Raw genomic sequence first — 21,322 nt, 5'->3', positions numbered from 1 at the left:
GCGCCGACGACATTACGAGGGTCGCTCAGCTGGGGAGAACCCATTTCTGGTTGGCGCCGGTGTGGCAGGTCCACAGGTGGAGCTTGGTGCCGTCGGCCGAGGAGATACCGGCCGCGTCCAGGCACTTGCCCGATTGCGGGTTCCTCAGCGTGCCGTCGTGCTGGGGCATCCATTTCTGGGCGCCGGTGTTGTTGCAGCCGTAGAGCTGCACCTTGGTGCCGTCGGCCGTGCCGCTGCCGCTGATGTCCATGCACTTGCCCAGGGCGCGCAGTGTGTCGTCCGTGCCGACCGTCCACTTCTGGGCGGCTGTCTGGTTGCACGTCCACAACTGGATCTGCGTGCCGTCGGCGCTCGCCCCGTCGGCGACGTCTACGCACTTGCCGCCGATGCCGGTGATCGCGCCCTCCCGGGGTCCGGTCGCGCCGCCGAGTTCCTTGATCCGGATGTTGCGGAAGGAGACGTCGTCGCCGTCGCCGTGGTTCTGTAGGCCGATGTGGCCCTGCTGGAGGCTGCGCGCGGGCTCGGTGTTGGTGAAGTCGTTGATCTTGCGGCTGTTGAGGAAGAGCTGGAGGCGCTCGCCTTCGACCCGGATCTCGTAGGTGTTCCACTCTCCCGGCGGGTTCAGTGCCGCGTCGCGGGCGGCGAGGTCGGCGGACTTGTAGCCGTAGACGGCGCCGGTGGTGCGGTCGGGAGAGTCCGTGGCGTCGATCTGGATCTCGTACCCGTTGTTGACGGCCGACCACGGGTCGTCGGAGGCGGGGAAGCCCACGAAGACACCGGAGTTGTCGTCACCGGCCTGGCGCCAGTCGAGCTTCAGGGAGTAGGACTTGTACTCCTTCGCCTGGTACCAGAACAGGCCGAGGCCGCCCCGGGAGGTCAGGGTGCTGTCGGCGTTGGCGAAGGAGCCCGGGCCGGCCTGCTTCCAGCCGGTGGTTCCGGAGGTGCCGAACAGGGTGGTGTAGCCGGTCTCCGGGCGGCAGTCGGCCTCGGTCATCTCCGCGGCCCAGCGGATGCCGCCGAGCAGATGGCGGCGGAAGGCGGGGTCGGTGTAGGAGTCCTCGGTGTGGCCGCCGCCGGTGTAGAAGGCGCGCCCTCCTTCATAGTCCTTGCACCAGGCGATGGGGTGGTCGCTGCCCATGGTGCCGCCGCTGTAGGTGGACTCGTCGAGCGAGGCCAGGACGTGGGCCGACGTGCGGGGGTTGGTGCGGTAGTCGTACCACTCGTCGGTCCGCTGCCAGGTCGGGCCGAGGTGGGCGGTGGCGTCGTGGGCGCGGTCCTCCACCTTGACGGTGGCCGGCTGGATGTGCGGGTGGGACTTGAAGAGGGCGCCGGCCAGCCCGTTGTACCAGGTCCAGTCGTACTCGGTGTCGGCCGCCGCGTGGATGCCGACGTAGCCGCCGCCGGTCCCGATGTATCCCTCGAAGGCGGTCTGCTGGGCGGTGTTGAGGATGTCGCCGGTGGTGGAGAGGAAGACGATGGCCTCGTAACCGCTGAGGTTGGCGGGGGTGAAGGCGGCGGCGTCCTCGGTCGCGGTGACGGTGAAGTTGTTGGCGGTGCCGAGCTGGCGCAGGGCGGTGACGCCTTCGTCGATGGAGGAGTGGCGGAAGCCGGCGGTCTTGGAGAAGACCAGCACGTCGTACGACGGGTCGGCGGCGGCCGCCGCGCGGGCGGGGGCGGCCGGGGCCTGTTCGGAGGCGGTGGAGACCGCGGTGGGGAGGGCGGCGGCGCCGAGCAGGCCGCAGGCGGCCCAGCAGGCGAGACGGGCGAGATGTCGGCTCATGACAGGGTCCACTTCTGGTTGGCGCCGGTGTGGCAGGTCCACAGGTGGAGCTTGGTGCCGTCCGCCGAGGAGGCTCCGGAGGCGTCCAGGCACTTGCCGGACGCCGGGTTCTTCAACGTTCCGTCGGCCTGAGCCGCCCACTTCTGGGCGCCCGTGCCGTTGCACCCGTACAGCTGGACCTTCGTACCGTCCGCCGTACCGGCACCGCTGATGTCCAGACACTTGCCGAGTGCCCTGTACGTCTCGTCCGTGCCGGTCGTCCATTTCTGGGCGGCCGTACGGTTGCAGGTCCACAGCTGGATCTGTGTTCCGTCGGCACTCGCTCCGCCGGCGGCCTCCGCGCACTTGCCGCCGATCCCCTTGAGCTCACCGCCGGGCGCGGTGCCCCCGCTGGTGGTGAAGGTGAAGTCGTCGAGGTCGAAGAGGGAGCCGCTGCCGCCCTTGAAGACGAGGTAGAGCGTGGTGGTGGCGGCCGGGCGGTTGGTCAGGTCCGCGCTGACGTCCCGGAAGGTGTCCCAGCCGCCGGTGACGGGGACCGCGGCCGAGCCGAGCAGGGTGCCGGTGGGTGAGCCTGCCCGTACCTCCAGTGTGCCTCCCGCGCCGCCGGAGGAGACCCGGGCGGTCAGCTTGGTGGCGTTGCCGAGGATGAACGGGGTGAAGGAGATCCAGTCGTTGTTGTCGATGTAGCCGACGGTCCTGCCGCCGTTCGCCGTGGCCTTGTCGACGATCTGGATGCCGCCGGAGCCGCCGAAGTGCTCGGCCTGGCGCTTGCTGCCCTGGCTGATGTTCTGGTCGTGTGTGGTCAGGGCGGGCTGGCCGTTCGCCCCCTTGTCGGTGTACTCGGCGTCCCAGACGCCGAAGATGTTCGCGTTGGGGTCGTGCTCACCGTCGGCGATGGTCTGGACGGTGCCGGAGCAGCCGGTGGCGGAGGTCTGCGGGTGGCCGTGGCTGTCGTGGCCGATGATGAAGGTGACCTTCACCTTGGAGCAGTCGATCGTGCCGTCCTCGGGGTCGGTGACGGTGACCTTGAAGGGGACGGCCGCGCCCGGGTCGATGATGGAGCCGTCGGCGGGCAGATCGAGGGTGACGGTCGGTGCGGTGTTGCCGACGGTGATGATGACGGAGGCGGTGGCGGTGTTGCCGGTGCCGTCGGAGACGGTCAGTTCGGCGGTGTAGCGGCCGTTGGCGGTGTAGGTGTGCGAGGGGTTCGCGGCCGTGGAGGTGGATCCGTCGCCGAACTTCCAGGCGTACGTGAGGGGGTTGCCGTCGGGGTCGGAGGTCCCGGCCGAGGAGAACGCGACCGCGAGGGGGGCCTTGCCCGAGGTGCGGTCGGCGGTGGCCTTGGCGAGCGGGGCGCGGCCTCCGGTGACGTACTCGATGCGGTAGACCGCGCTGTTGGCGTCGCCGTTGAAGTAGCCGGTCCCGTAGTCGAGGACGTAGAGCGCGCCGTCCGGGCCGAAGGCCATGTCCATGACCTGGGTACCCTGCCAGGGGAAGGCGTTGATCGACTGTACGGTGCCGTCGGATCCCTGCTCGACACGCTTGATCCACTTGCGGCCGAACTCGCCCGCGAAGTAGTCGCCGTCGAAGCTCTGCGGGAACTTGACCGTGGAGGTGGAGGCCGCGTCGTAGCGGTAGACGGGCCCGCCCATGGGTGACTCGGAGCCGCTGCCGAACTCGGGTACGGAGCCGCCGTCGTACGGTATCCAGGCGGGCTGGGCCGGGGGCAGGTCGGTCAGGCCGGTGTTGTTCGGCGAGGTGTTCTTCGGTGCGGCGCAGGAGAACGTGGCGCCCGATGTGGAGGTGGCGAAGTTGTAGTCCACGTAGGGGCTGTTGTTGCCGGCGCAGTAGGGCCAGCCGTAGTTGCCGGCCTTGGTGATGCGGTTGAACTCGACCTGTCCGGCGGGTCCGCGTCCCGCGTTCGCCGTGCCCGCGTCGGGGCCGTAGTCACCGAGGTAGACGGTGCCGGTGGGCTTGTCGACGCTCATCCGGAAGGGGTTGCGGAAGCCCATGGCGTAGATCTCCGGCCTGGTCCTCGCGGTTCCGGGTGCGAAGAGGTTGCCGGACGGGATGGTGTAGCTCCCGTCGGCGGCGACCTTGATCCGGAGAACCTTGCCGCGCAGGTCGTTGGTGTTGCCGGAGGAACGCTGCGCGTCGTACGCGGGGTTGCGGTTGGCCCGCTCGTCGATGGGGGTGTAGCCGTCGGAGGCGAAGGGGTTGCTGTCGTCGCCGGTGGAGAGGTACAGGTTGCCCTGGGCGTCGAAGTCGATGTCTCCGCCGACGTGGCAGCAGAGGCCGCGGCTCGCGGGGACGTCGAGGACCTTCTTCTCGCTGGCGGTGTCGAGGGTGCCGTCGGCTCTGAGGACGAAGCGCGAGAGCCGGTTGACGCCGTCGAAGGGGGCGAAGTCCGCGGCGGATCCGCCTGCGGGCGCGTCGCCGGAGGGCGTGGTCAGCTTCGGCGCGTAGTAGAGGTAGACGAAGCGGTTGGTGGTGAACGCGGGGTCCACACCGACGCCTTGAAGTCCCTCTTCGTCGTGCGAGTAGACGTCCAGTTTCCCGGCGGTCTTCGTGGTGCCGGCGGCGTCGGTGAGGCGGAGGGTGCCGTCCCGTGAGGTGTGCAGGACGGACCGGTCGGGCAGCACGGCGAGCGTCATGGGCTCACCGGTCTCGGCCACCCCCTTGGCAAGGGTGACCTGCTGGAACTCGTCGGCCGCGGCGGCCGACACGAGTGCGGGTGTCGCTTCGGCGGGTCTCTGCTGGGCGGTGAGAGCGCCCGCGGCGGCGAGCAAGGCACAGGCCAGCGCCGCGAGAGGTCGAGTGAGTCTCCTGTGCACGCGCATCCTCCGTGTGCTGACGGGGTGGGGGTCTGGAGCACAGGCGCACGCCGCCGCGCCGAGGGACTTGGGTACCCCGGAGGGAGGGCGTTCCGCCCTTGTCGTTCGGTACAGCGTTCGGTACAGGGCAGGAAGCTATTCGCTTTTACACGCGCCAGAAACCCCTTTGACGTACATGGCCGTAACTTTTTCCAGCGGAGGGACAAAGCGGCTGGAGGGGCACCGGGATGATGATCTCCATCCGGGCCCTCGATCCCAAGTCGGCTTTCCAGAGCGGGACTTCATGGAATCTGGCGAGAACTTTGTGCACGCTCGTGACAAAGCATGGACGCGCCCGGGGGAAGTCCCTACTGTGTGCGACGCAGAGGTGAGACGACGGTTCGTGCTCCCGGTGTCACCGTCCGCATCTCCGCATCTCCGCATCTCCGCACCTCCGCACCTCCGCACCTCCGCACCTATCCGTATCCGGAACGACGGCGCGCTCCGGCGGCGGTGGATTTCGCACTCTGCCCCATTGACGTTCCCCGGCCCCGGGGATCTACAGGAGGTCACGTGTATCCACGGCTGTTCTCCCACCGACTCGGCAGACGTCTGGGCGTAACGCTCACCGTCCCGTTACTGGCCCTCGGCCTGTCGCTCCCCGCGGACGCGGCCGCCCCGGAGGCCGCGCCTCTTCCCCCGCAGGAACCCGGTGTCACGCTCCGCGTCTTCGACGTGCAGACGTCGCTGAAAGAGATCTGCACCCTCAAGCCCGGACAGACCCCGAACATCGACAAGAAGATGTCGGTGATCAACTGGACCTCCGACGCGGACTTCGGTCTTGCGTCCAACTTCGTCACCCAGGTCACCGGGAACCTCGACGTCGCCGCGGCCGGCGCCCACACCTTGCGCCTGGCCAGCGATGACGGGTCCCGCCTCTACGTCGACGACAAGCTGGTCATCGACCACGACGGACTGCACGGATCCGACCAGCCCAAGGACGGCACAGTCTCGCTGACGGCCGGCTACCACTCCCTGCGCATCGAGCACTTCGAGGCAGGCGGCGACCAGCAGATCACGCTCTCCTGGAAGCCCCCCGGGGCCACCGGCTTCAGCCTCGTACCGAACTCCGTGCTGAGCACCGACGCCGGCGTCGTACGCGTCACCTCGCCGGGCCGCAAAGAGTGCGAAGGCACCCTCGACACGCCCGGTGACGGACTGCCCCTGACCGGGGTCCACCCGAACTACACCCTGACGAACCTGAGGCCGGGCGGCTTCGAACCGCAGGTCTCCGCCATGGACTGGCTGCCCGACGGCCGCCTCGCGGTGACCACCTGGGGCGGCACGGACAACAGCACGGGCGAGGTGTACCTGCTGAGCAACGTCACGGGGGCCACCGGGCCCGACAAGGTGACCTACAAGAAGATCGCGAGCGGTCTGAAGGAGCCGATGGGCGTCAAGTACGTGGACGGCAAGCTCTACGTCTCCCAGAAGCACGAGCTGACCGAACTGAACGACACCAACGGTGACGACGTCACCGACCAGTACAAGCGGATCGCCACCTGGCCGTTCGGCGACAACTTCCACGAGTTCGCCTTCGGCCTGCTGTACAAGGACGGGTTCTTCTACCTGAACCTGTCGGTGTCGATCAACTACGGCGGCGCCACCACCGACCCGCAGCCGGCCCCGAACCGCGGCACCACGATCAAGGTGAACAAGGCAAGCGGAGCCGTCAGTTACGTCGCCGGTGGCCTGCGCACCCCCAACGGCATCGGATGGGGCCCGGACGGAGACATGTTCGTCACCGACAACCAGGGCGGCTGGCTGCCCTCGTCGAAGCTGGTGCACATCAAGCAGGACCGCTTCTTCAACCACTACACGAACCCGGACGGGCCCTTCGACTCCCAGCCGGTGACCAAACCGGTGCTGTGGCTTCCGCAGAACGAGATAGCCAACTCACCGAGCACACCGCTTCAGTTGGAAGACGGTCCCTTCGCCGGCCAGCTGCTGTTCGGCGACGTGACGTACGGCGGCATCCAGCGGGCGTTCCTGGAGAAGGTCGGCGGTGAGTACCAGGGGGCGGTCTTCCGCCTCACGCAAGGGCTGGAAGCCGGTGTCACCCGGATCAGCGTCGGCCCGGACGGCGCCCTCTACGCAGGCGGACTGGGTGCGGGCGGCAACTGGGGCCAGGAGGGCAAGCTCAGTCACGGTCTGCAGAAGCTGACGCCGAACGGCACCGACGCCTTCGACATCCGCGCCATGCGCGCCATCCCGGGCGGTTTCGAGCTGGAGTACACCCAGCCGGTGTCGACGGAGACCGCGGCCAACCTGGCCGGGCGCTACAAGATCAAGCAGTGGCGCTACGTACCGACCGCGGCGTACGGCGGCCCCAAGGTCGACGAGGAGAGCCTCACCGCCCAGTCGGCCACCCTCTCCGCCGACCGCAAGACGGTCACCCTGGCGATCCCCGGCCTCAAGGCCGACCGAGTCGTCCATGTGCGCTCGGCCCGCCCCTTCAGCGCGACGGACGGAGAACAGCTCTGGAGCACCGAGGCCTGGTACACGATGAACCAGCTGCCCGGCGCGACTTCCCGGACCGGCGAGGTGAAGGGGGTCAACGGCAAGTGCCTGGACGTGGACAACAGCGGAACCGCCGACGGCACGAAGATCCAGCTCTGGAACTGCAACGGCACCGCCGCCCAGAAGTGGACGGTTTCCGGTGACGGAACCGTGCGCGCCCTGGGCAAGTGCCTGGACGTCGACAACGCCGGCACCGCCGACGGCACGAAGGTTCAGCTCTACGGTTGCAACGGCAGTGCCGCCCAGACGTGGCAGCCCCAGGCCGACGGCACCGTACGAAACCCGCAGTCCGGCAAGTGCCTCGACGCGTCCGGGGGCGCCTGGGACGACGGCACACCGGTCCATCTGTGGGCCTGCCACACCGGTCCCAACCAGAAGTGGGCACTGCCGTAGCACAGCGGGCGACCATCATCGGTGACCTGCGGCGGGGTCGACCGGCTTCGCCGGTCGGCCCCGCGGGATCGGTCAGGCGCTGGCGATGAGGTCAAGGGTGGATTCGTTGACCTTGGATTCGCGGCAAATCGGGCGCCGTCAGTCTGCGCATCGTCATGCGTAGGTCGGGGGTTCGGTTTCTGTGACGAGGCCGACGAAGCAATGCTCTGAACTGGTCTTTTGCTTGCTCATGGGGGACGGGCCATCGGGTCCCGGCGGACAACCGGTGGACAGCCGTGCGTGAGCCTCCGTCAGGGGACTGCCATGCCCCGGGGCCAACGCGTGAAATCCACCGGTCTCCGACGGGGCTACCGGGCGGCGTGGAGCTGTCCGGTCCTTACAGCTTTCACGTCCCACGATCAAGCAGATCAGGCAGGGAAGGGCTGGTCTGCAGGAGTAGGCGCTTTCGAGGCCGCACGCGCGTCCCAGTCGCGTCCATGCGCCGTGATGGGATTGGGTGCTTACGCGGTCATCGGGTCCTGAAGCGGCGGAAGAGGTTGCGGGCCACATGTACACCTGGGCCGCCGAAGCCGACGATGTCGACGCGTCCGTCGCCGGTGATGTCGGCCAGGAAGCGCGGGTGGTGGTCGACCCGCCAGCCCCCTGCGTCCTCGTTGTACCCGAAGCCGCGGCATACCAGCTGGGCCTTTTCGAACGTGCCGTCGCCGTTGTTGTGCGATACCCAGACGCCTTCGTTTCCGAAGCCGATGATGTCGGGGTTCTTGTCGCCGGTGACGTCGGCGAGGAGGCGGGGGTGCTTCTCGCCCGTCCACCCCTGGGCTTGCCCGTAGTCGTTCAGGACGAGCTGGGAGGGCTCGAACGTGCCGTCGCCGCGTCCGCGGGCGACGACGACACCCTGTGGGCCGAAGCCGACGATGTCCAGTGCCCCGTCGCTGGTGGTTCTGACCGGGAACCGGGGGTGTTCGTCGGTGGAGCTCCAACCCTGGTCGACCCCGAATTCGTCGAGGACGTAGAGAGGTTCGGCGAATAAACCTTCCTCGTCCTGGAGGGATACCCAGAGGCCGTCGTTGTGGCAGCCGATGATGTCGAGCCTGCCGTCGCCGGTGGTGTCGGCCAGGAAGCGTGGGTGCTTCTCGATGAGCCAGCCACCGGCCTCCTCGCTGTGGCCGAACGCCCGGAGTGCGGGTTCGTCGGCGAGCGGTGCAAACTTTCCTTCCTCGTCCTGGAGGGATACCCAGAGGCCGTCGTTGTGGCAGCCGATGATGTCGAGTCTGCCGTCGCCGGTGGTGTCGGCGAGGAAACGCGGGTGCTTGTCGGCGAGCCAACTGCCGGCCTGCGGGCCGTGGCCGAACGCCTTGAGGACCAGTTCGCCGCCCGCCGGCGCGAACGCGCCGCCCTCGCCCTGAGTGGACACCCGGATGCCCTCGGCGGCAAGCACCACGACACCGGGACGGTTCTCGCCGGTGAGGTCCGCGAGTGTCCACAGATCCTTGGGGCTCGCGGAGGGCGCGGGCGGGTGCAGAACCCGTTCGTCGTCGAACGTCCCATCCCCTCGGCTGGAGGAGGTCACAGCTCCCTTTGCCGGCTTGAGCCCGACGATGTCCGCAAGCCCCGTTCCCTTGGTGTCGGTGAGGAGCCGGTCGCCGAGCCCTGCCCACCAGCCCGCCTGGCCGGCAGGACGGCGATTGGGCCTGTCGGCTTTCCACCCGCCGGCGTCCTGGTCGCTGCCGAACTTCTCCAGGACCAGCAGTACGTTGCTGAAGGAGGGCGTCGAGTCGGGCGCAGGCCTCAGAGCGCTCTTGTTGTGGGTCAGTCGCCAGGACTGGCGGCTGTTCCAGTGGCTCAGGGGAGTCCAGTTGAGGACGAGGTCGCTGGTGCGCTCGGGCTCGGCCGGGGCGAGGCGCCAACGCTGGCTCTCGGCGCTGTCGTCGTACTCGCCGAGGATGATCCGGGTGTCGTCCTTTCCGGGGTCGGCGAGGTCGAGTACGGCGCCGTCGGCCGCGCCCTCGATGACGTAGAGGCCTGTTTCGCCCTCGACGGGGACGAGGCGCCACTGCTGGCCCTTCTTGTTGGTGGCGGCGTCCCACTGGCGGACGCCGCGGTCCGCGGCGGCGGGATTGTCGAGTACCTTGCCGCTGACGGCGTTGCGGATCACATACGCCGGGTCGTGCTGAGCATCCTGTACGGGGGTGAACTGCCACAGCTTCGGGCTCGGGCCGTCCTCGGGGTAGTCGCGGACGACGAGCGCCCCGTCCGCGCCCGGCACGGCCTTGGCACCGAGGGGCTGACCTGTGGCGGCGTTGACGATCTCCAGCTTCAGTTCTTGCGTGGGCACGGGCATGGTGGTGCCTCTTCCAGGCGGTTGGTGCGACGGCTCGGGACGGGTGTGGCGAGACAGCTGCGGCTCATGTGAAGACGTGGTGGTAGGGGACGTCCCACTCGTTGGGCAGCCGCGGGTAGAAGGTGTTGATGACCGTCCCGGTGAAGTCCCCGCCCCAGTTGTAGGTGAGCCGCGCTTCGCTGTCCTTCGCCACGGCGTGGTCCTTGAACCCGAGGATGGCGTCGGGGTGGGTGATCGGCACGAAGGTGATCCCGCCCCAAGGCGTCACCGTGACGACCCACAGCTGGGTGTCCTCCGTCGCGCCGTTTTTCCCTCGCCACTTGTCGGCCACCTTGGCAGGCAGGCCCACCTGCAGGGTGTCGGCCGTGCTCTGCGGGGCGTCCTGGTGGACGGTGATGCGCCTGCGCTGCGGCTTCGGGGTTCCGTCGTCGCCGCGACCGGCATCCGCGCCGGCTGTGCCGGCGGGCGGGGGCGCCACCGGGCCCGCGGCGCTCTCGATGAAGTACAGCGGACGCTGGCCGAAGAAGCCGCCGGGGGTGATGTGCCAGAGGTGTCCCTGCGCATCCTTGGTGGCCGGGTCGAGCGCGGTAGCAAGCTTGACGCCTTTGTCGTGGCTGCTCGCCGCCAGTTCCGCGGGCCGGAGGTAACCGCCGTTGAAGGCGTGGACGAGCATGACCGGCCGGTTCTCGACCAGCGCGGCGACGATCGCGTTGTCGTAGCTGTTCACCGCTACCGGGCCGCCGACCACCAAATTCGCCATTGCCGTGCGTTCTTGGGTGTACATCGCGGAAACCTCACTTGTTCTTGATGTGGGGAACAACGCCTCAAGCGCTCAGTGAAGTGGTTTATCACGCACCATTAGCGGACGCTCCGTCGCTCGCGATTCAAAGAGCTGCATATGCGAATGCATGATCGAAGTAAATGCACCCAAAGCTGCATCTTTCGAGGTCAGGCGGGTAGGAGGAGGTGCGGGAAGTTCATCGATCGAGTGATCAAATCCGCCGGAAATTCTTGATCACCCGTTTGAGTGCGATGCCCAGGTGTGCCTTCTCGGGTGATGGAACCACTGCTAGCTTCGCTTGTCGGAGCGTGTACAGATTCCTTTTTGCCATTTAGCCAGTGCGGTTTCGGCCAAATCAGTCGAGGACAGAAATTGCCTTCCAACGCGTACAACCTGGAACGGGCCAAGCGCCAGCCGCTGACGAAGAAGAACCTGCGGGAACTCAACATCGAGCAGACCTGGCAGACCATCCTGGAGCACCCCAAGCTGGTCTACGTCGACGACTACGGTGTGCGCCACAAGCCCGTCGGGTTCTCCGTGAACAAGTCGAGCTTCGGCTCCTTCCCCGGCACCGCGTACGGGCTGGGCTGGCTCGCCTACATGAACCTCGGGGAGCCGCTGATCGAGGAGCGGCGCAACATCACGCAGCCCCCGCCCGACACGTTCTCCTCGCGCACCTACGTCAACCGCAGCCAGTCCCCGATGAACTTCACCGACTCCGTCGACTTCACCGTGTCGAACGGGGCCACCTGGTCACTTTCGGGAGACAGCAAACTCACCTTCGGCGGCAACGTCAGCGCCCAGCTCCAGCTCCAGCTCCACAACAAGCTCGGCCTGAACCTGCAGGGGCAGCTGGGGACGCAGCTCAAAAATGAGATGGCGAACAAGAACGCCAACACGGTGACCAACAAGAACAGCAAGGACAGTGTGGGCGTGGACAACGCCAACACCGTCGACACGGCGGTGAGCAACGGGATGACGAACTCCGCATCGGCCACGATGACCGGCTCCGTGGACTTCACCACCACGGGCAGCGCCTCCGGCACAGCGGGGCTCAACGCCGCGCTGGCCCAAGGCATCGCGGCCTCCGTCGGCGGTTCCCTGTCCACCGGCTGGGCGTCGAAATCGCAGATCTCCGGCACGGTCCCGCCGGGCTCCCGCGTGGAGACCATCGTCACCCAGCGCCGTGCCCTCAAGCAGTACACCTACGAGATCCCGGTGACCTTCTCCGGGCTGCTCGCGCTGAAGTACGCCGTGCCGGTGGCCGTCCTGTCTCCCCCTCAGCCGGACGACTACCCCGCTCTCGACCAGTTGGTCGCCCGCGATATCAGCGACCTGGACCTGGCCGGCGGCGGCTTCCGCATGAAGGGTCTGGCCGAAGTCGTCTCCGCCCTGGACGTCCACCACACGATGTTCCACGGCGAGAGCCTCACCGACAGCGAACGAGACCTGTACAAGAAGCCGTGACCGGCGGGCTGCGCCACCCCAACGACCAGAGGTGACGACCATGGTGTTCAAGAACGTCTTCGACTCCGCCGGAACAGGCGCGGGGCTCTTCTCGGTGACCACCGACCGCGACAAGCCACAACCGGGAGCGGGCGTCGACTTCGAGGACGCGGACGACGATACGTACGACGACACGACCACGAGCCTCTTCACCAGTGGGATCCACGGTGCTTCCCACCGAGCGAAGATCGTGCAGGAACAGGCGCCCGAAGCCCGGGCCATCCTGGGCTTCCTCGCTTCCTTCATCCAGACCACCCAGGCATCGGCCGGCACGCAGGCCGCCTACGCCCAGGACCCCGGCTCCGTGTCCACGGCCGCGGCCGCCGGCATGGAGAAGTCCAGCGAGACAGTGACGGAGCGCGGCGACCTGCAGAAGGACGAGGGCCTGCAGGCACCGAAGAGGGACGACTTCAAAGCTCCCGACGCCCCGGCGTCGCCCAAGGCCGAGCAGCCCCCCAAGGCACCCAAGGCCACGGCGGAGAAGCCGTCCGACGCCAAGTAGGTTCACGGATCCGAGTGGTCAGGGGTGGCGACGCCCCTGACCACTCGTGCGTTCACACAGGGAGCAGTTGCCACTGCCGGTCGCGGTGGTCGCCCTGCGCCCCGTACTGCTTGATCACCGTGGGGGCGTTGGTGTCGACGCGCAGCAGCAGACCGCTGTTCCGGTTCGCGATCTCATACACCCGCGGGGTGTCGGTCACCGAGCCCACCGGGATCAGCCTCCAATGCTGGTGGTCGGCGCCGCTGCCTTCGTACGCTCGCTGCGCGACCAGCGCCCCGTCTGCGGTGCCTCCTCCGACGACCTCCAGGACCTTGCCACTGCGCAGGTTCTCGATCCGGTACAGAATGTGACCGTCGTCCTGGCCCGTCGCGATCAGCCGCCACCGCTGGTGAGCCCTGGGCGAGGCGAGGGCCTGGTGGATCTCGGCCCCGTCCTTGATCGACTCACGCAGGACCCCCATGCGCAGCCTGCTGCGCACGTTGGCCCAGGAAACCACCGTGCCCGACTCGGGCAGCCCGGCCATCCGCTCCGAGGTGACCTTCCGGACCCGGTTGTTGACGTGGTCGGCGATGTAGAGAGTGTCGACGCAGTCCACGGCGAGCCCGAACGGGTTGTTCAGCTGGGCTGCTGCGGCCGGGCCGCCGTCGCCGCCGAAACCCGCGGTGCCCTTGCCGGCGAACGTAGTGATCGTGCCGTCCGGCGTGACCTTGCGGACGCGATGGTTGTTGTAGTCGGAGATGTAGAGGGTGCCGGTGCTGTCCACCACCACCCCCAGGGGCAGGTTCAGTTGTGCGGACGTCGCCGGACCGCCGTCACCGCTGAACCCTGCGGTGCCCTTGCCGGCGACCGTGCTGATGGTCCCGTCTGCCGCGACCTTGCGGACACGGTGGTTGTTCCCATCGGTGATGTAGAGGATGTCCGCGTCATCCACGGCCAATGCATACGGGCGATTCAGCTGAGCTGAAGCCGCTGGACCGTCGTCTCCCTTGAATCCCGCTGCGCCGGTCCCCGCGACCGTACTGATCTTTCCGTCCGCGCCGACTTTCCGGACCCGGTTATTGCTGTGGTCGGAGATGTAGAGGGCGCCGGAGCTGTCCACCGTCACCCCCAACGGATAGTTCAACTGGGCCTTGGCGGCCGGACCGCCGTCGCCGCTGAACCCCGCAGTGCCCGTTCCGGCAACTGTGTCGATCTGCCCATCAGGGGTGATCACCCGGACCCGGTGGTTGGCGGCGTCGGTGAGGTAGACACTGCCCGCCGCGTCCACCGCCACCTCGCGCGGACAGTTCAGCAGGGCCGAGACAGCAGGGCCGCTGTCGCCCCGGTAGCCGGCCCCGGCACCGGCGACCGTGCTGACCTTCCCGTCAGTGCTGATCTTCCGGATCCGGTGGTTGTTGTAGTCGGAGAAGTAGAGGCTGCCGGTACTGTCCAGCGCGATGCCGTACGGACGATTCAGTTGAGCCGCGACCGCCGGCTCGTTGTCTCCCTTGAACCCCGCGACCCCGGTCCCCGCGACCGTGCTGATCTCAGGATCGAAACTCTCGCCACCGGCTTCCGTCCGAGCAGTGCTCATCGTCATCCCTTCACCGTTCACCGACCGCCCACTACAGCCGGTAGTCGATCGATTCCAACAAGCCGTGCGGGCGCCGGGTCGGTGAAGTCACCAATGAGTGCCTTCACGCATTGCGTTGACGGAGGCCCCGTGGATCGGCTGTGATCCGCGGTCAGCACCTGGAGGCGACGAACGGGCGCGACGAGCCACGCAGCCGGCGAGCTGCGGCGGACACTTGCCCGGTGCCTGACATGCTGCGCATCTGGATGAGACACGAATCCCGGCGGACCGAACAGCGTGCCGCGCTTGTGCCCGCAAAGGTCTGGCCCCCGGCCCACGGACCGGGACGTGCTGCTCGCACACGACATTCTCGTGATACGTAACCAGTTAGCACCGTGCGGTATCACCCGGGATGAACGCTCTCTGTCTCTCAATGCGTAGGTCTCGTGACCTAGCTGCGCATGCCAGCAGGCTATGGCGTGAGGCGGCGCTGCCACCTGCGGAGGTGGCAGCCGTCATCCAGGGAGCAAGGAGCGGCGGGGCATCCCAGGGACTTTTCAGGGACTTTCACGTCTCTCCCAGGGGGTTTGCAGGGACATTCCGCCGAGTAAGCAGGGAAGGCCCTGACAGTGCTGAAAGGTGCGAACACGCTGCTCAAGGGCCCGTCTGCCTAGCACTCGATGATGTTCACCCGCGAGCCCGCGCCGCGCCGTCTCCTTGTACTTCACGTGCATGGGCACGGGTGTCTTGACCCAGGGAGTGGGGTCCTCCCGGCAGGCTTGGTCGCTTCCTCCCCGGGTGAGGCGAACTTTGATACGCGTAAGTCGACTCCGATGCCCCCTGCGCGCGAAGAATGTCTGGCGTGGAGATCATTGGAGGGGTGTTGGCGAGCGCTGAGTAAGGCGAAGACGTTAATGGATCTTCTGCTGCTCCAGCCATCTGAAGATCTCGGCTCTTTTGTACAGCACCTTGGCGTTCCTGACTCGGCCGATTTTGTAGCCCTTCAAGCCCAGTTTTGACGCCTCCCTGTAGACCCAGCTCGTGACGTGCTGAGCATTGTGGCGACTTCGGCTGCCCTGGTGGCCTTCGCGCGCGAAAGATCAGACCACCGTGACCACGCCACTGCCACCTGTTTCTACCGTGCGGCCGCCGCTGCGATGCACCCGAAGGCTCTCGAGTGGATGTCATGGCACAGCGAAGGACGAGGTCACCATCAGCACGCCGAGGACTTGGCACACGCAGCAGCGGCGGCCGGAAATAGCCACGCCCTGCACGGGCTCGCCCAACTGAGATTCTTCAACGGCGATATCCAGGAATCCGAGCGTCTGAACCGCGCCGCTGCACTTGCAGGGTCAGCATCAGCCCGGGAGTGGCTAATCCGTAGAGGATTCCACCCGTGAGTCATGTCGTCGTTGCCGATGACGTCTGGCATGCCGAGCAGCGGAGATTGCTGCCCGCCCGTCGCACCTGTGTTGGTTAGTCACCATGCGCGCCACCAGATCTAGGCGACCTCTCCTACCCACGATCTCGGCAACTACGTCATGAAGTTGTGTACCTAGTGGCGCTGACCTGCATCGATGCGGCTGTTCCCACCTCTGACCTGCGCGGACAAGTCTTTCAGCGTCTTTCCGGATCGTGCTGCGTTACGCGGTCGATTCTCCCCACGCGCTCCCCGGGACCCGTTGACACTCCCCGGATTCTCCCCAGGAAGTGCCGTGAGGGCGGGCGCAGTGGCACGGGGCGTTCGTGGCTATGGCTACGTTGAGTGACTGACCGCGGGCAGGCCGGAATTCCGGCGCCACGGATTGCCGACGGTGCGGCCGGAGCACCCCGCGCACGCGGGGGTGCTCCGGCCCCCTCGGTACGGGCCCTGCTCATGTCCTGCGTCCTCCCCGCCGACGCGGGGGTGTTCCGCAGTCGCTCCCATCGGCCCCGGACCGGTTTCGGGGCATGGCTCGCCGGTGGGGGACTCCAGCAGCGTCTGCGTCCGCCACCGGCGGCCCAGCAGTCGTGGGCGCCTACGGGGGCGGACCACCGTAAGCCTGCTCGGCTTGTTGATAGTGCTCCACCAAGAGCGGGTCCATCACGGTGGACCCCGGGCCGAAGAACTTGCCGAATAGCTTCCGATACTGCTGGAACCAGTGCGGTCGCTCGGACAGGAAGAAGACGTCATGCAGGGCGATGGAGCGGATGGCGAACAGGGGCAAGGGTGCCTTGCTCACCGCGAAGCGAGGGTTGCGGGCGGCCGTCACCTCGCAGTTCTCGTGGAACTGGCCGATCATGAGCCCTTGTGCCACGAAGGCGTCCTTCACCCGGGCATGGGCCTTGTCGAGCAGTCCGGTGTCCTCGGTGCGCAGGTCGGGAAGTGCGACGACCATGGCCCGCAGCATGGGGTTGCGGCCTTGCCAGGTCGTCAGCTCGTACTCTCGCAGACTGCTGTGCGCGATCTCCGAGATCAGATCGAGGGTCGGCGCGTGGCCGGCCAACCGCAGGCGGAGCTCCATCGTCCGGTTCTTGCGCGAGGGTGCCACGAAGGGGCAGATGGGCCCCGTGCGGCCGATCTCCGGATGGCTCGCCGAGATGTACTCGATCAGCCATTCCTCGACCGTCTCCAGCGCTGAGGCGAATTCGACCAGGGGCGCCGTGGACGTCATGACGCACCGGTCGGTTCGCCGACGCGCTCCACGGCGATGCGTGCGAGCCGCTGGATCTCCGACTCGTCCGGGACACGGGCGTTGACGAAGGTGAGAGTGTCGTCCTTTGCGACGATCACCCACGCGGTCTCGATGCGGAAGTGGTCGACGGCGGACAGCCACCGCACCAGGAAGCCGCCGTCTCCCAGCTCGACAGGCACCAGGTCCACCCGCGAGATCTCGAGCTGCACGCCGTCGTTGAGTTCCATCCGGTACCGCGCGCAGGCGTGCACCGCGTCGAAGAGCTCCTGGTAGATCTGCCGGCAGGTTCCGTGGCCGAACTGGGCGACATGGTGGAAAACCACCGATCCCACGACGTTCGTGAACAGCGCGGAGGCGTGGTGCACCGTCTCGGGATGCGTGCCGTGCGTGAGCATGTTGGTCAGGTCGACGATGGCCCGCCCCGACTCGTCGCCGGAGACGAAGGAGGGATCGTAGGCGGCGCTCGGCTCCTCGCCGAAGAACGACTCTTCGAGGTCCTCCTCCCGTAACAGCAGTTGCTGGAATGCGGCGTCGTCCATCGTGGTCTCCTATCGGCGCACGAGGCTCAGCGGGCGCATGTCGGTCCAGTGCTCCTCGACGTAGGCGAGGCACGTCTGGCGGTCGTTCTGGCCGAGCGCGACTGTCCAGCCCGCGGGCACCTCGGCGAAAGAGGGCCACAGCGAATGCTGGCCCTCGTCGTTGACGAGCACCAGGAAAGTGCCGTCGGGGTTCTCGAAGGGGTTGCTCATCGTCGCTCCCTGCGAATGCGGTTGATGGGGTCCAGGTGTGCCGGTCAGTGCTCCTGCGCGACCCTGGTCACGTAGGTGTGGATGCCGTCGATCGAGGTGAACTGGGCCATGTCGTCGAACTGCGGGTCGATAACCACGCCGTGCCGCTCCTCCAGGAGGTGCTGAAGGACCACCAGGGTGAAGGAGTCGATCACCAGCTCGGCGTCGTCGGTCAGTTCCTCGGGCGGCCCGAGTCCCGCGTTCTCGGTCAATATCGTCCTGAGGTCGTCTTTCGAGATCACCGGTCCCCCTGCGCCTGCGAGGGCGATGTGGACAGGACGCGTCCGTGCATCAGCGCACGGTCGCGGATCACCTTCCCCATCGAGTTCCGCGGCAACTGCCGCGTGACGTGGAACCTCTTGGGGACCTTGACGGGGCTCAGCCGCTCCCGGCACCAGACCGTCAACTCGTCGGCGTCAACGGCGGGGTCGGCGCCCACGAACGCCTCGATGACCTCTCCGTGCGTCACGACGGCTTCCGTCACCCGGTCGTGGGTCAGGAGGACGTTCTCCACCTCCGTGAGGTCGACCTTCAGTCCGCCGATCACGGCCACCGAGTCGGCCCGGCCGAGCATGTTGAGCACCCCGGTCGCGGGGTCCTGCCGGACCCGGTCGTATGTTCGCAGCCAGCCGTCCGTATAGCGGTCCGCGTGCTCGCCGTACAGATACGGCGAGTGGTCCATCCGCACATACAGCTCCTCGTCGACGACCTTGACCTCTGCCCCCGGCACCGGGAGCCCCAGCCGCGGAGGGGCGGACGTGCCGGACAGGTCACCCGCGATCAGCCCGATCTCGGTCAGTCCGTAGACCGGGCTGATCGGCAAGCCGAAGCGCGCACGGAAGTTTTCGTACGTCTCCAGCGGAACCCGCTCACCGCCGGACACCGCGAGGCGCAGAGCGGGCAGAGGGGGCCGGTCGGTGACGCCGGACAGCAGTTCGTAGTGGACGGGCGTTCCGTAGACGGCGGTCGTTCTGGTTGCTGCCATGAGCCGTACGACCTCGACCGGGCGCAGCGTCGGCGGGATAATCAGCGTCGCCCCGGACGCAAGGGCGTGCAGCACGCCGCTGACCAGGCCCATGTTGTGCATCACCGAGTTCAGCAACATCATTCGGTCGCCCGCGCCAGGGATTCCGGGGAGGGCCGCATGCCGGTCAATTTCGGCCAGCACGGAGTTGGCGGGGCGGCCGATCACCTTGGGCCGACCGGACGAGCCTGAGCTGAACTGCACCAGTCGGATGCCGTCGACGGCGGGCCGGCCGTCCGACAGCTGCCGGACCGTGAAGTCGGACTCCTGACGGAATCCGGCCACCGGCCCTCCGGCGCCGGACGCTACGACGAGGTACTGCGGACGCACCAGCTGCGCCAGCGGTTCGTACTCTGCCGGTTTCAGCCGGAAGTCGACCAGCGCCACCTGGGCCCCGCGGCTCCACAGGGCCAACAGAACCTGAATGTAAGTGAAACTCGGCGTCATCCTCAGGAGAACCGAGCTGCCTTCGCCGATTCCCTGGTTCCGGAAACGCTCCTCGAACTCGGCTACCGCACCGCGTAACTGTCCCCGGGTGACGGAAGCGCCAGAAACGGCCCACGGGTCGTCGTCCGCTCCACGGTTCAGCAGGTGGCTTATCCACTGCGTTTTGGCCATAGGGGTTCCCTTTTGTGATACAGCCTGAGAGAACACGATCAGAATTTGTAGAAAGTGAAGCTAACACCGCCGAGAAACGACGGGCAAGAGCCCGTAGATCAAGGCGAACCGCCCCGCGGGCGACCCGAGGCCCCCTGCGCCGTTCGCCGCACCGGCAGGGCGCAGCCCGTGGGGAAGGGCTCCGTCCGGCGTGTGGCGAGCATCGGCCACGCTCCGCCGCAGGCTCGGACGACAGGCCCTTCACCCGCTAATCCGTCGGCAGTCGGCCGTCATCCCGCATCGGCGGACACCGCGACCGATGCCGGGCGTGCGCGCGGATCCCGCCAGGTGGTCCCGCCGGCGGGACACCCCGTGGCACAGCCGATCGACTTCCTTGACCGTCCGGATCCTTCGGGGTTAGGTTCCCTCTGTCGAATTTCCCGGGTGATTATGCCCGGCTCCTATACATCACGTGGCGATCCGCTTCGCTCCGGCAGAGCAGAGGTCGCCGTTGCATTTTGCGCGATCGAATTGACGACGCGTTTTCCAGGACATTGCGAGCCTTTCATTCCTGTCTCTCCGGCCGTCCGTGCGGGGGAATTCTCGGAGGTGGAGACTTGTCCGTCAGTGCCGGTACCACGCTGCCCCTCACGGCTGCACAACGCGAAATATGGATCGCCGAGGAGAGGCTGGGGAGAGGGAATCGCGTTTTCCGGGTGGGCGAGTACCTGGAGATCCATGGAGGGGTGGACCCGGAGCTGTTCGGGCAAGTCCTGAGACTCGTCGTCGCCGAGGCCGAGGCGCTGCACGTCCGCTTCGTCGAGGAATCCGGCGAGGTCCGGCAAGTCCTCCAGGAGCCTGCCGACCGGCCGCTCGCGGTCACCGACCTGAGTGCGGAGCTGGACCCCGAACAGGCCGCCCGCGCCTGGATGGACGCCGCGGTCGCCCGGCCCATGAACCTCGCCGTGGGCCCGCTGTTCGAGTACGCGCTCCTGAAGCTGAGCGCCGACCGCTTCTGGTGGTACCAGGGCTACCACCACGCCGTGATGGACGCTTTCGGGTCCCTGCTGATCACACGCCGGGTCGCCGACGTCTACACCGCACTGGCCGGAGGCGACACGGTGGGAGCGAGCCCGTTCGGCACGCTGTCCGACCTGATCACTGCCGAACAGGCGTATCAGGCATCAGGGCAATTCGGTCAGGATAGGACGTACTGGACGGAACGCTTCAGCGACCGCCCCCAGCCGGCCGGAATCGTCGGCCCGCCTTCGACCACGCCGGAGCGCTATCTCCGGCACACCACCGCATGGGAGCCGGCGGAACACACGGCACTGCGCGACGCGGCCCGCCGGGCCCGCGCCCCCTGGTCACACCTGGTCATCGCCGCCGCGGCCCTCCACGTCCACCGGACGACCGGGACGGCCACCGTCGTCCTGGGCCTGCCGGTGACGGCCCGCCTCACCCAGGTGGAGCGCCGCACCCCCGGCACGGCCGCCAACGTCCTACCGCTCCGGCTCACGCTACGACCGGAGCTGACGCTCGGCGAACTCCTCGCCCAGATCGGCAATCGCGTGCGCGAACTGGGCGGCCACCAGCGGTACCGGGCCGAGGACATCCAGCGCGACCTCGCACTGCCCGGCCGCCCGGGAACGTGGTACGCACCGGTCGTCAACATCATGTCCTTCGACTACGCGATCACCTTCGCCGGACTGCCGACCACCGCGCACAACCTCTCCTCCGGCCTGGTGGGCGACCTCACCTTCGCCGTGTGGGACCGACGCGACGGCGCCGGGCCGGCCGTCGACGTGAACGCCCATCCCGAACTGTGCACCCGCGACGAACTGGCCGTTCACCACCGGCGCCTGCGTACGGCCCTGCGAGCCGTCGCGGCAACCGATCCCTCGCGGCCGATCGGGCGGATCGATCTGCTCTCCGTGGAGGAGCGGGCGGCTGTGTTGGCGGTGTCTTCGGTTGTTGTGCCGTCGCGGGT

The 21,322-nt window shown here is 67.5% G+C and carries 14 protein-coding genes; 4 read left to right on the top strand and 10 right to left on the bottom strand.

Translation table 11 applies throughout. The features are described 5' to 3' along the window. Positions 1 to 25: 25 nt before the first annotated feature. Both ACFWRV_RS34580 and ACFWRV_RS34575 read right to left on the bottom strand, forming a co-directional pair. Positions 26 to 1,780, bottom strand: coding sequence for a ThuA domain-containing protein (locus ACFWRV_RS34580; protein ID WP_384339902.1), 1,755 nt, complete (start codon positions 1,778 to 1,780; stop codon positions 26 to 28). Then, positions 1,777 to 4,614 carry a PQQ-dependent sugar dehydrogenase gene (locus ACFWRV_RS34575; protein ID WP_384339900.1) on the bottom strand — a complete coding sequence of 946 codons (2,838 nt, stop codon included), beginning with the start codon at positions 4,612 to 4,614 and terminating at the stop codon, positions 1,777 to 1,779. The genes ACFWRV_RS34580 and ACFWRV_RS34575 overlap by 4 nt, the downstream gene beginning before the upstream one ends. Positions 4,615 to 5,166: 552 nt before the next feature. On the opposite strand from ACFWRV_RS34575, the gene ACFWRV_RS34570 reads away from it, so the two are divergent. Next, entirely contained in the window at positions 5,167 to 7,566 is a 2,400-nt protein-coding gene (locus tag ACFWRV_RS34570) for a ricin-type beta-trefoil lectin domain protein (RefSeq protein ID WP_384339898.1), read from the top strand. A gap of 508 nt (positions 7,567 to 8,074) precedes the next feature. Here ACFWRV_RS34570 and ACFWRV_RS34565 read toward each other — a convergent pair. Next, complete coding sequence (locus tag ACFWRV_RS34565; protein WP_384339896.1) at positions 8,075 to 9,907, bottom strand: RICIN domain-containing protein; 1,833 nt, start codon at positions 9,905 to 9,907, stop codon at positions 8,075 to 8,077. 64 nt (positions 9,908 to 9,971) lie between these two features. Next, positions 9,972 to 10,691 (bottom strand): hypothetical protein, encoded by a 720-nt coding sequence (locus ACFWRV_RS34560; RefSeq protein WP_384339894.1) that lies wholly within the window; start codon positions 10,689 to 10,691, stop codon positions 9,972 to 9,974. A 369-nt stretch (positions 10,692 to 11,060) separates the two neighbouring features. On the opposite strand from ACFWRV_RS34560, the gene ACFWRV_RS34555 reads away from it, so the two are divergent. After that, positions 11,061 to 12,155 (top strand): hypothetical protein, encoded by a 1,095-nt coding sequence (locus tag ACFWRV_RS34555; protein ID WP_384339892.1) that lies wholly within the window; start codon positions 11,061 to 11,063, stop codon positions 12,153 to 12,155. A 40-nt stretch (positions 12,156 to 12,195) separates the two neighbouring features. Beyond that, positions 12,196 to 12,696 carry a hypothetical protein gene (locus ACFWRV_RS34550; RefSeq protein WP_384339890.1) on the top strand — a complete coding sequence of 167 codons (501 nt, stop codon included), beginning with the start codon at positions 12,196 to 12,198 and terminating at the stop codon, positions 12,694 to 12,696. Positions 12,697 to 12,748: 52 nt separating this feature from the next. Here the strand turns inward: ACFWRV_RS34550 and ACFWRV_RS34545 are convergent, their stop codons facing one another. The 6 genes from ACFWRV_RS34545 to ACFWRV_RS34520 form a co-directional block, all read right to left on the bottom strand. After that, a complete protein-coding gene (locus tag ACFWRV_RS34545) occupies positions 12,749 to 14,269 on the bottom strand; it encodes an RICIN domain-containing protein (protein WP_384339888.1) in 1,521 nt (506 codons plus the stop codon). Between the two features lie 1,997 nt (positions 14,270 to 16,266). Next, complete coding sequence (locus ACFWRV_RS34540; RefSeq protein ID WP_384339886.1) at positions 16,267 to 16,902, bottom strand: DUF6875 domain-containing protein; 636 nt, start codon at positions 16,900 to 16,902, stop codon at positions 16,267 to 16,269. After that, positions 16,899 to 17,462 carry a hypothetical protein gene (locus ACFWRV_RS34535; RefSeq protein ID WP_360396530.1) on the bottom strand — a complete coding sequence of 188 codons (564 nt, stop codon included), beginning with the start codon at positions 17,460 to 17,462 and terminating at the stop codon, positions 16,899 to 16,901. The genes ACFWRV_RS34540 and ACFWRV_RS34535 overlap by 4 nt, the downstream gene beginning before the upstream one ends. A gap of 9 nt (positions 17,463 to 17,471) precedes the next feature. Continuing rightward, complete coding sequence (locus ACFWRV_RS34530; RefSeq protein WP_360396532.1) at positions 17,472 to 17,672, bottom strand: MbtH family protein; 201 nt, start codon at positions 17,670 to 17,672, stop codon at positions 17,472 to 17,474. Positions 17,673 to 17,716: 44 nt separating this feature from the next. Then, the gene (locus ACFWRV_RS34525; RefSeq protein ID WP_384339883.1) at positions 17,717 to 17,923 is read right to left on the bottom strand and encodes a hypothetical protein; all 207 of its coding nucleotides are present in this window, start codon (positions 17,921 to 17,923) and stop codon (positions 17,717 to 17,719) included. A gap of 26 nt (positions 17,924 to 17,949) precedes the next feature. Then, on the bottom strand, positions 17,950 to 19,353 hold the full coding sequence (locus tag ACFWRV_RS34520; RefSeq protein ID WP_384339881.1) for a class I adenylate-forming enzyme family protein: 1,404 nt from the start codon (positions 19,351 to 19,353) through the stop codon (positions 17,950 to 17,952). Positions 19,354 to 19,850: 497 nt separating this feature from the next. On the opposite strand from ACFWRV_RS34520, the gene ACFWRV_RS34515 reads away from it, so the two are divergent. Next, a partial coding sequence (locus ACFWRV_RS34515) for a condensation domain-containing protein (RefSeq protein ID WP_384339879.1) occupies positions 19,851 to 21,322 on the top strand: 1,472 nt, incomplete at its 3' end.

Origin of the sequence: Streptomyces sp. NPDC058576 (genome assembly GCF_042718715.1) — a bacterium.
Lineage (GTDB): Bacteria > Actinomycetota > Actinomycetes > Streptomycetales > Streptomycetaceae > Streptomyces.
The sequence above is the reverse complement of the archived record's forward strand: the minus strand, read 5'-3'. Positions and strand labels throughout refer to the sequence as shown.

Excerpts from the sequence above, each read along its gene's own strand:
- ACFWRV_RS34545 (WP_384339888.1), bottom strand. The coding sequence starts at position 14,269 with ATGAGCACTGCTCGGACGGAAGCCGGTGGCGAGAGTTTCGATCCTGAG.
- ACFWRV_RS34550 (WP_384339890.1), top strand. The coding sequence starts at position 12,196 with ATGGTGTTCAAGAACGTCTTCGACTCCGCCGGAACAGGCGCGGGGCTC.
- ACFWRV_RS34560 (WP_384339894.1), bottom strand. The coding sequence starts at position 10,691 with ATGTACACCCAAGAACGCACGGCAATGGCGAATTTGGTGGTCGGCGGC.
- ACFWRV_RS34565 (WP_384339896.1), bottom strand. The coding sequence starts at position 9,907 with ATGCCCGTGCCCACGCAAGAACTGAAGCTGGAGATCGTCAACGCCGCC.
- ACFWRV_RS34530 (WP_360396532.1), bottom strand. The coding sequence starts at position 17,672 with ATGAGCAACCCCTTCGAGAACCCCGACGGCACTTTCCTGGTGCTCGTC.
- ACFWRV_RS34580 (WP_384339902.1), bottom strand. The coding sequence starts at position 1,780 with ATGAGCCGACATCTCGCCCGTCTCGCCTGCTGGGCCGCCTGCGGCCTG.
- ACFWRV_RS34520 (WP_384339881.1), bottom strand. The coding sequence starts at position 19,353 with ATGGCCAAAACGCAGTGGATAAGCCACCTGCTGAACCGTGGAGCGGAC.
- ACFWRV_RS34535 (WP_360396530.1), bottom strand. The coding sequence starts at position 17,462 with ATGGACGACGCCGCATTCCAGCAACTGCTGTTACGGGAGGAGGACCTC.
- ACFWRV_RS34540 (WP_384339886.1), bottom strand. The coding sequence starts at position 16,902 with ATGACGTCCACGGCGCCCCTGGTCGAATTCGCCTCAGCGCTGGAGACG.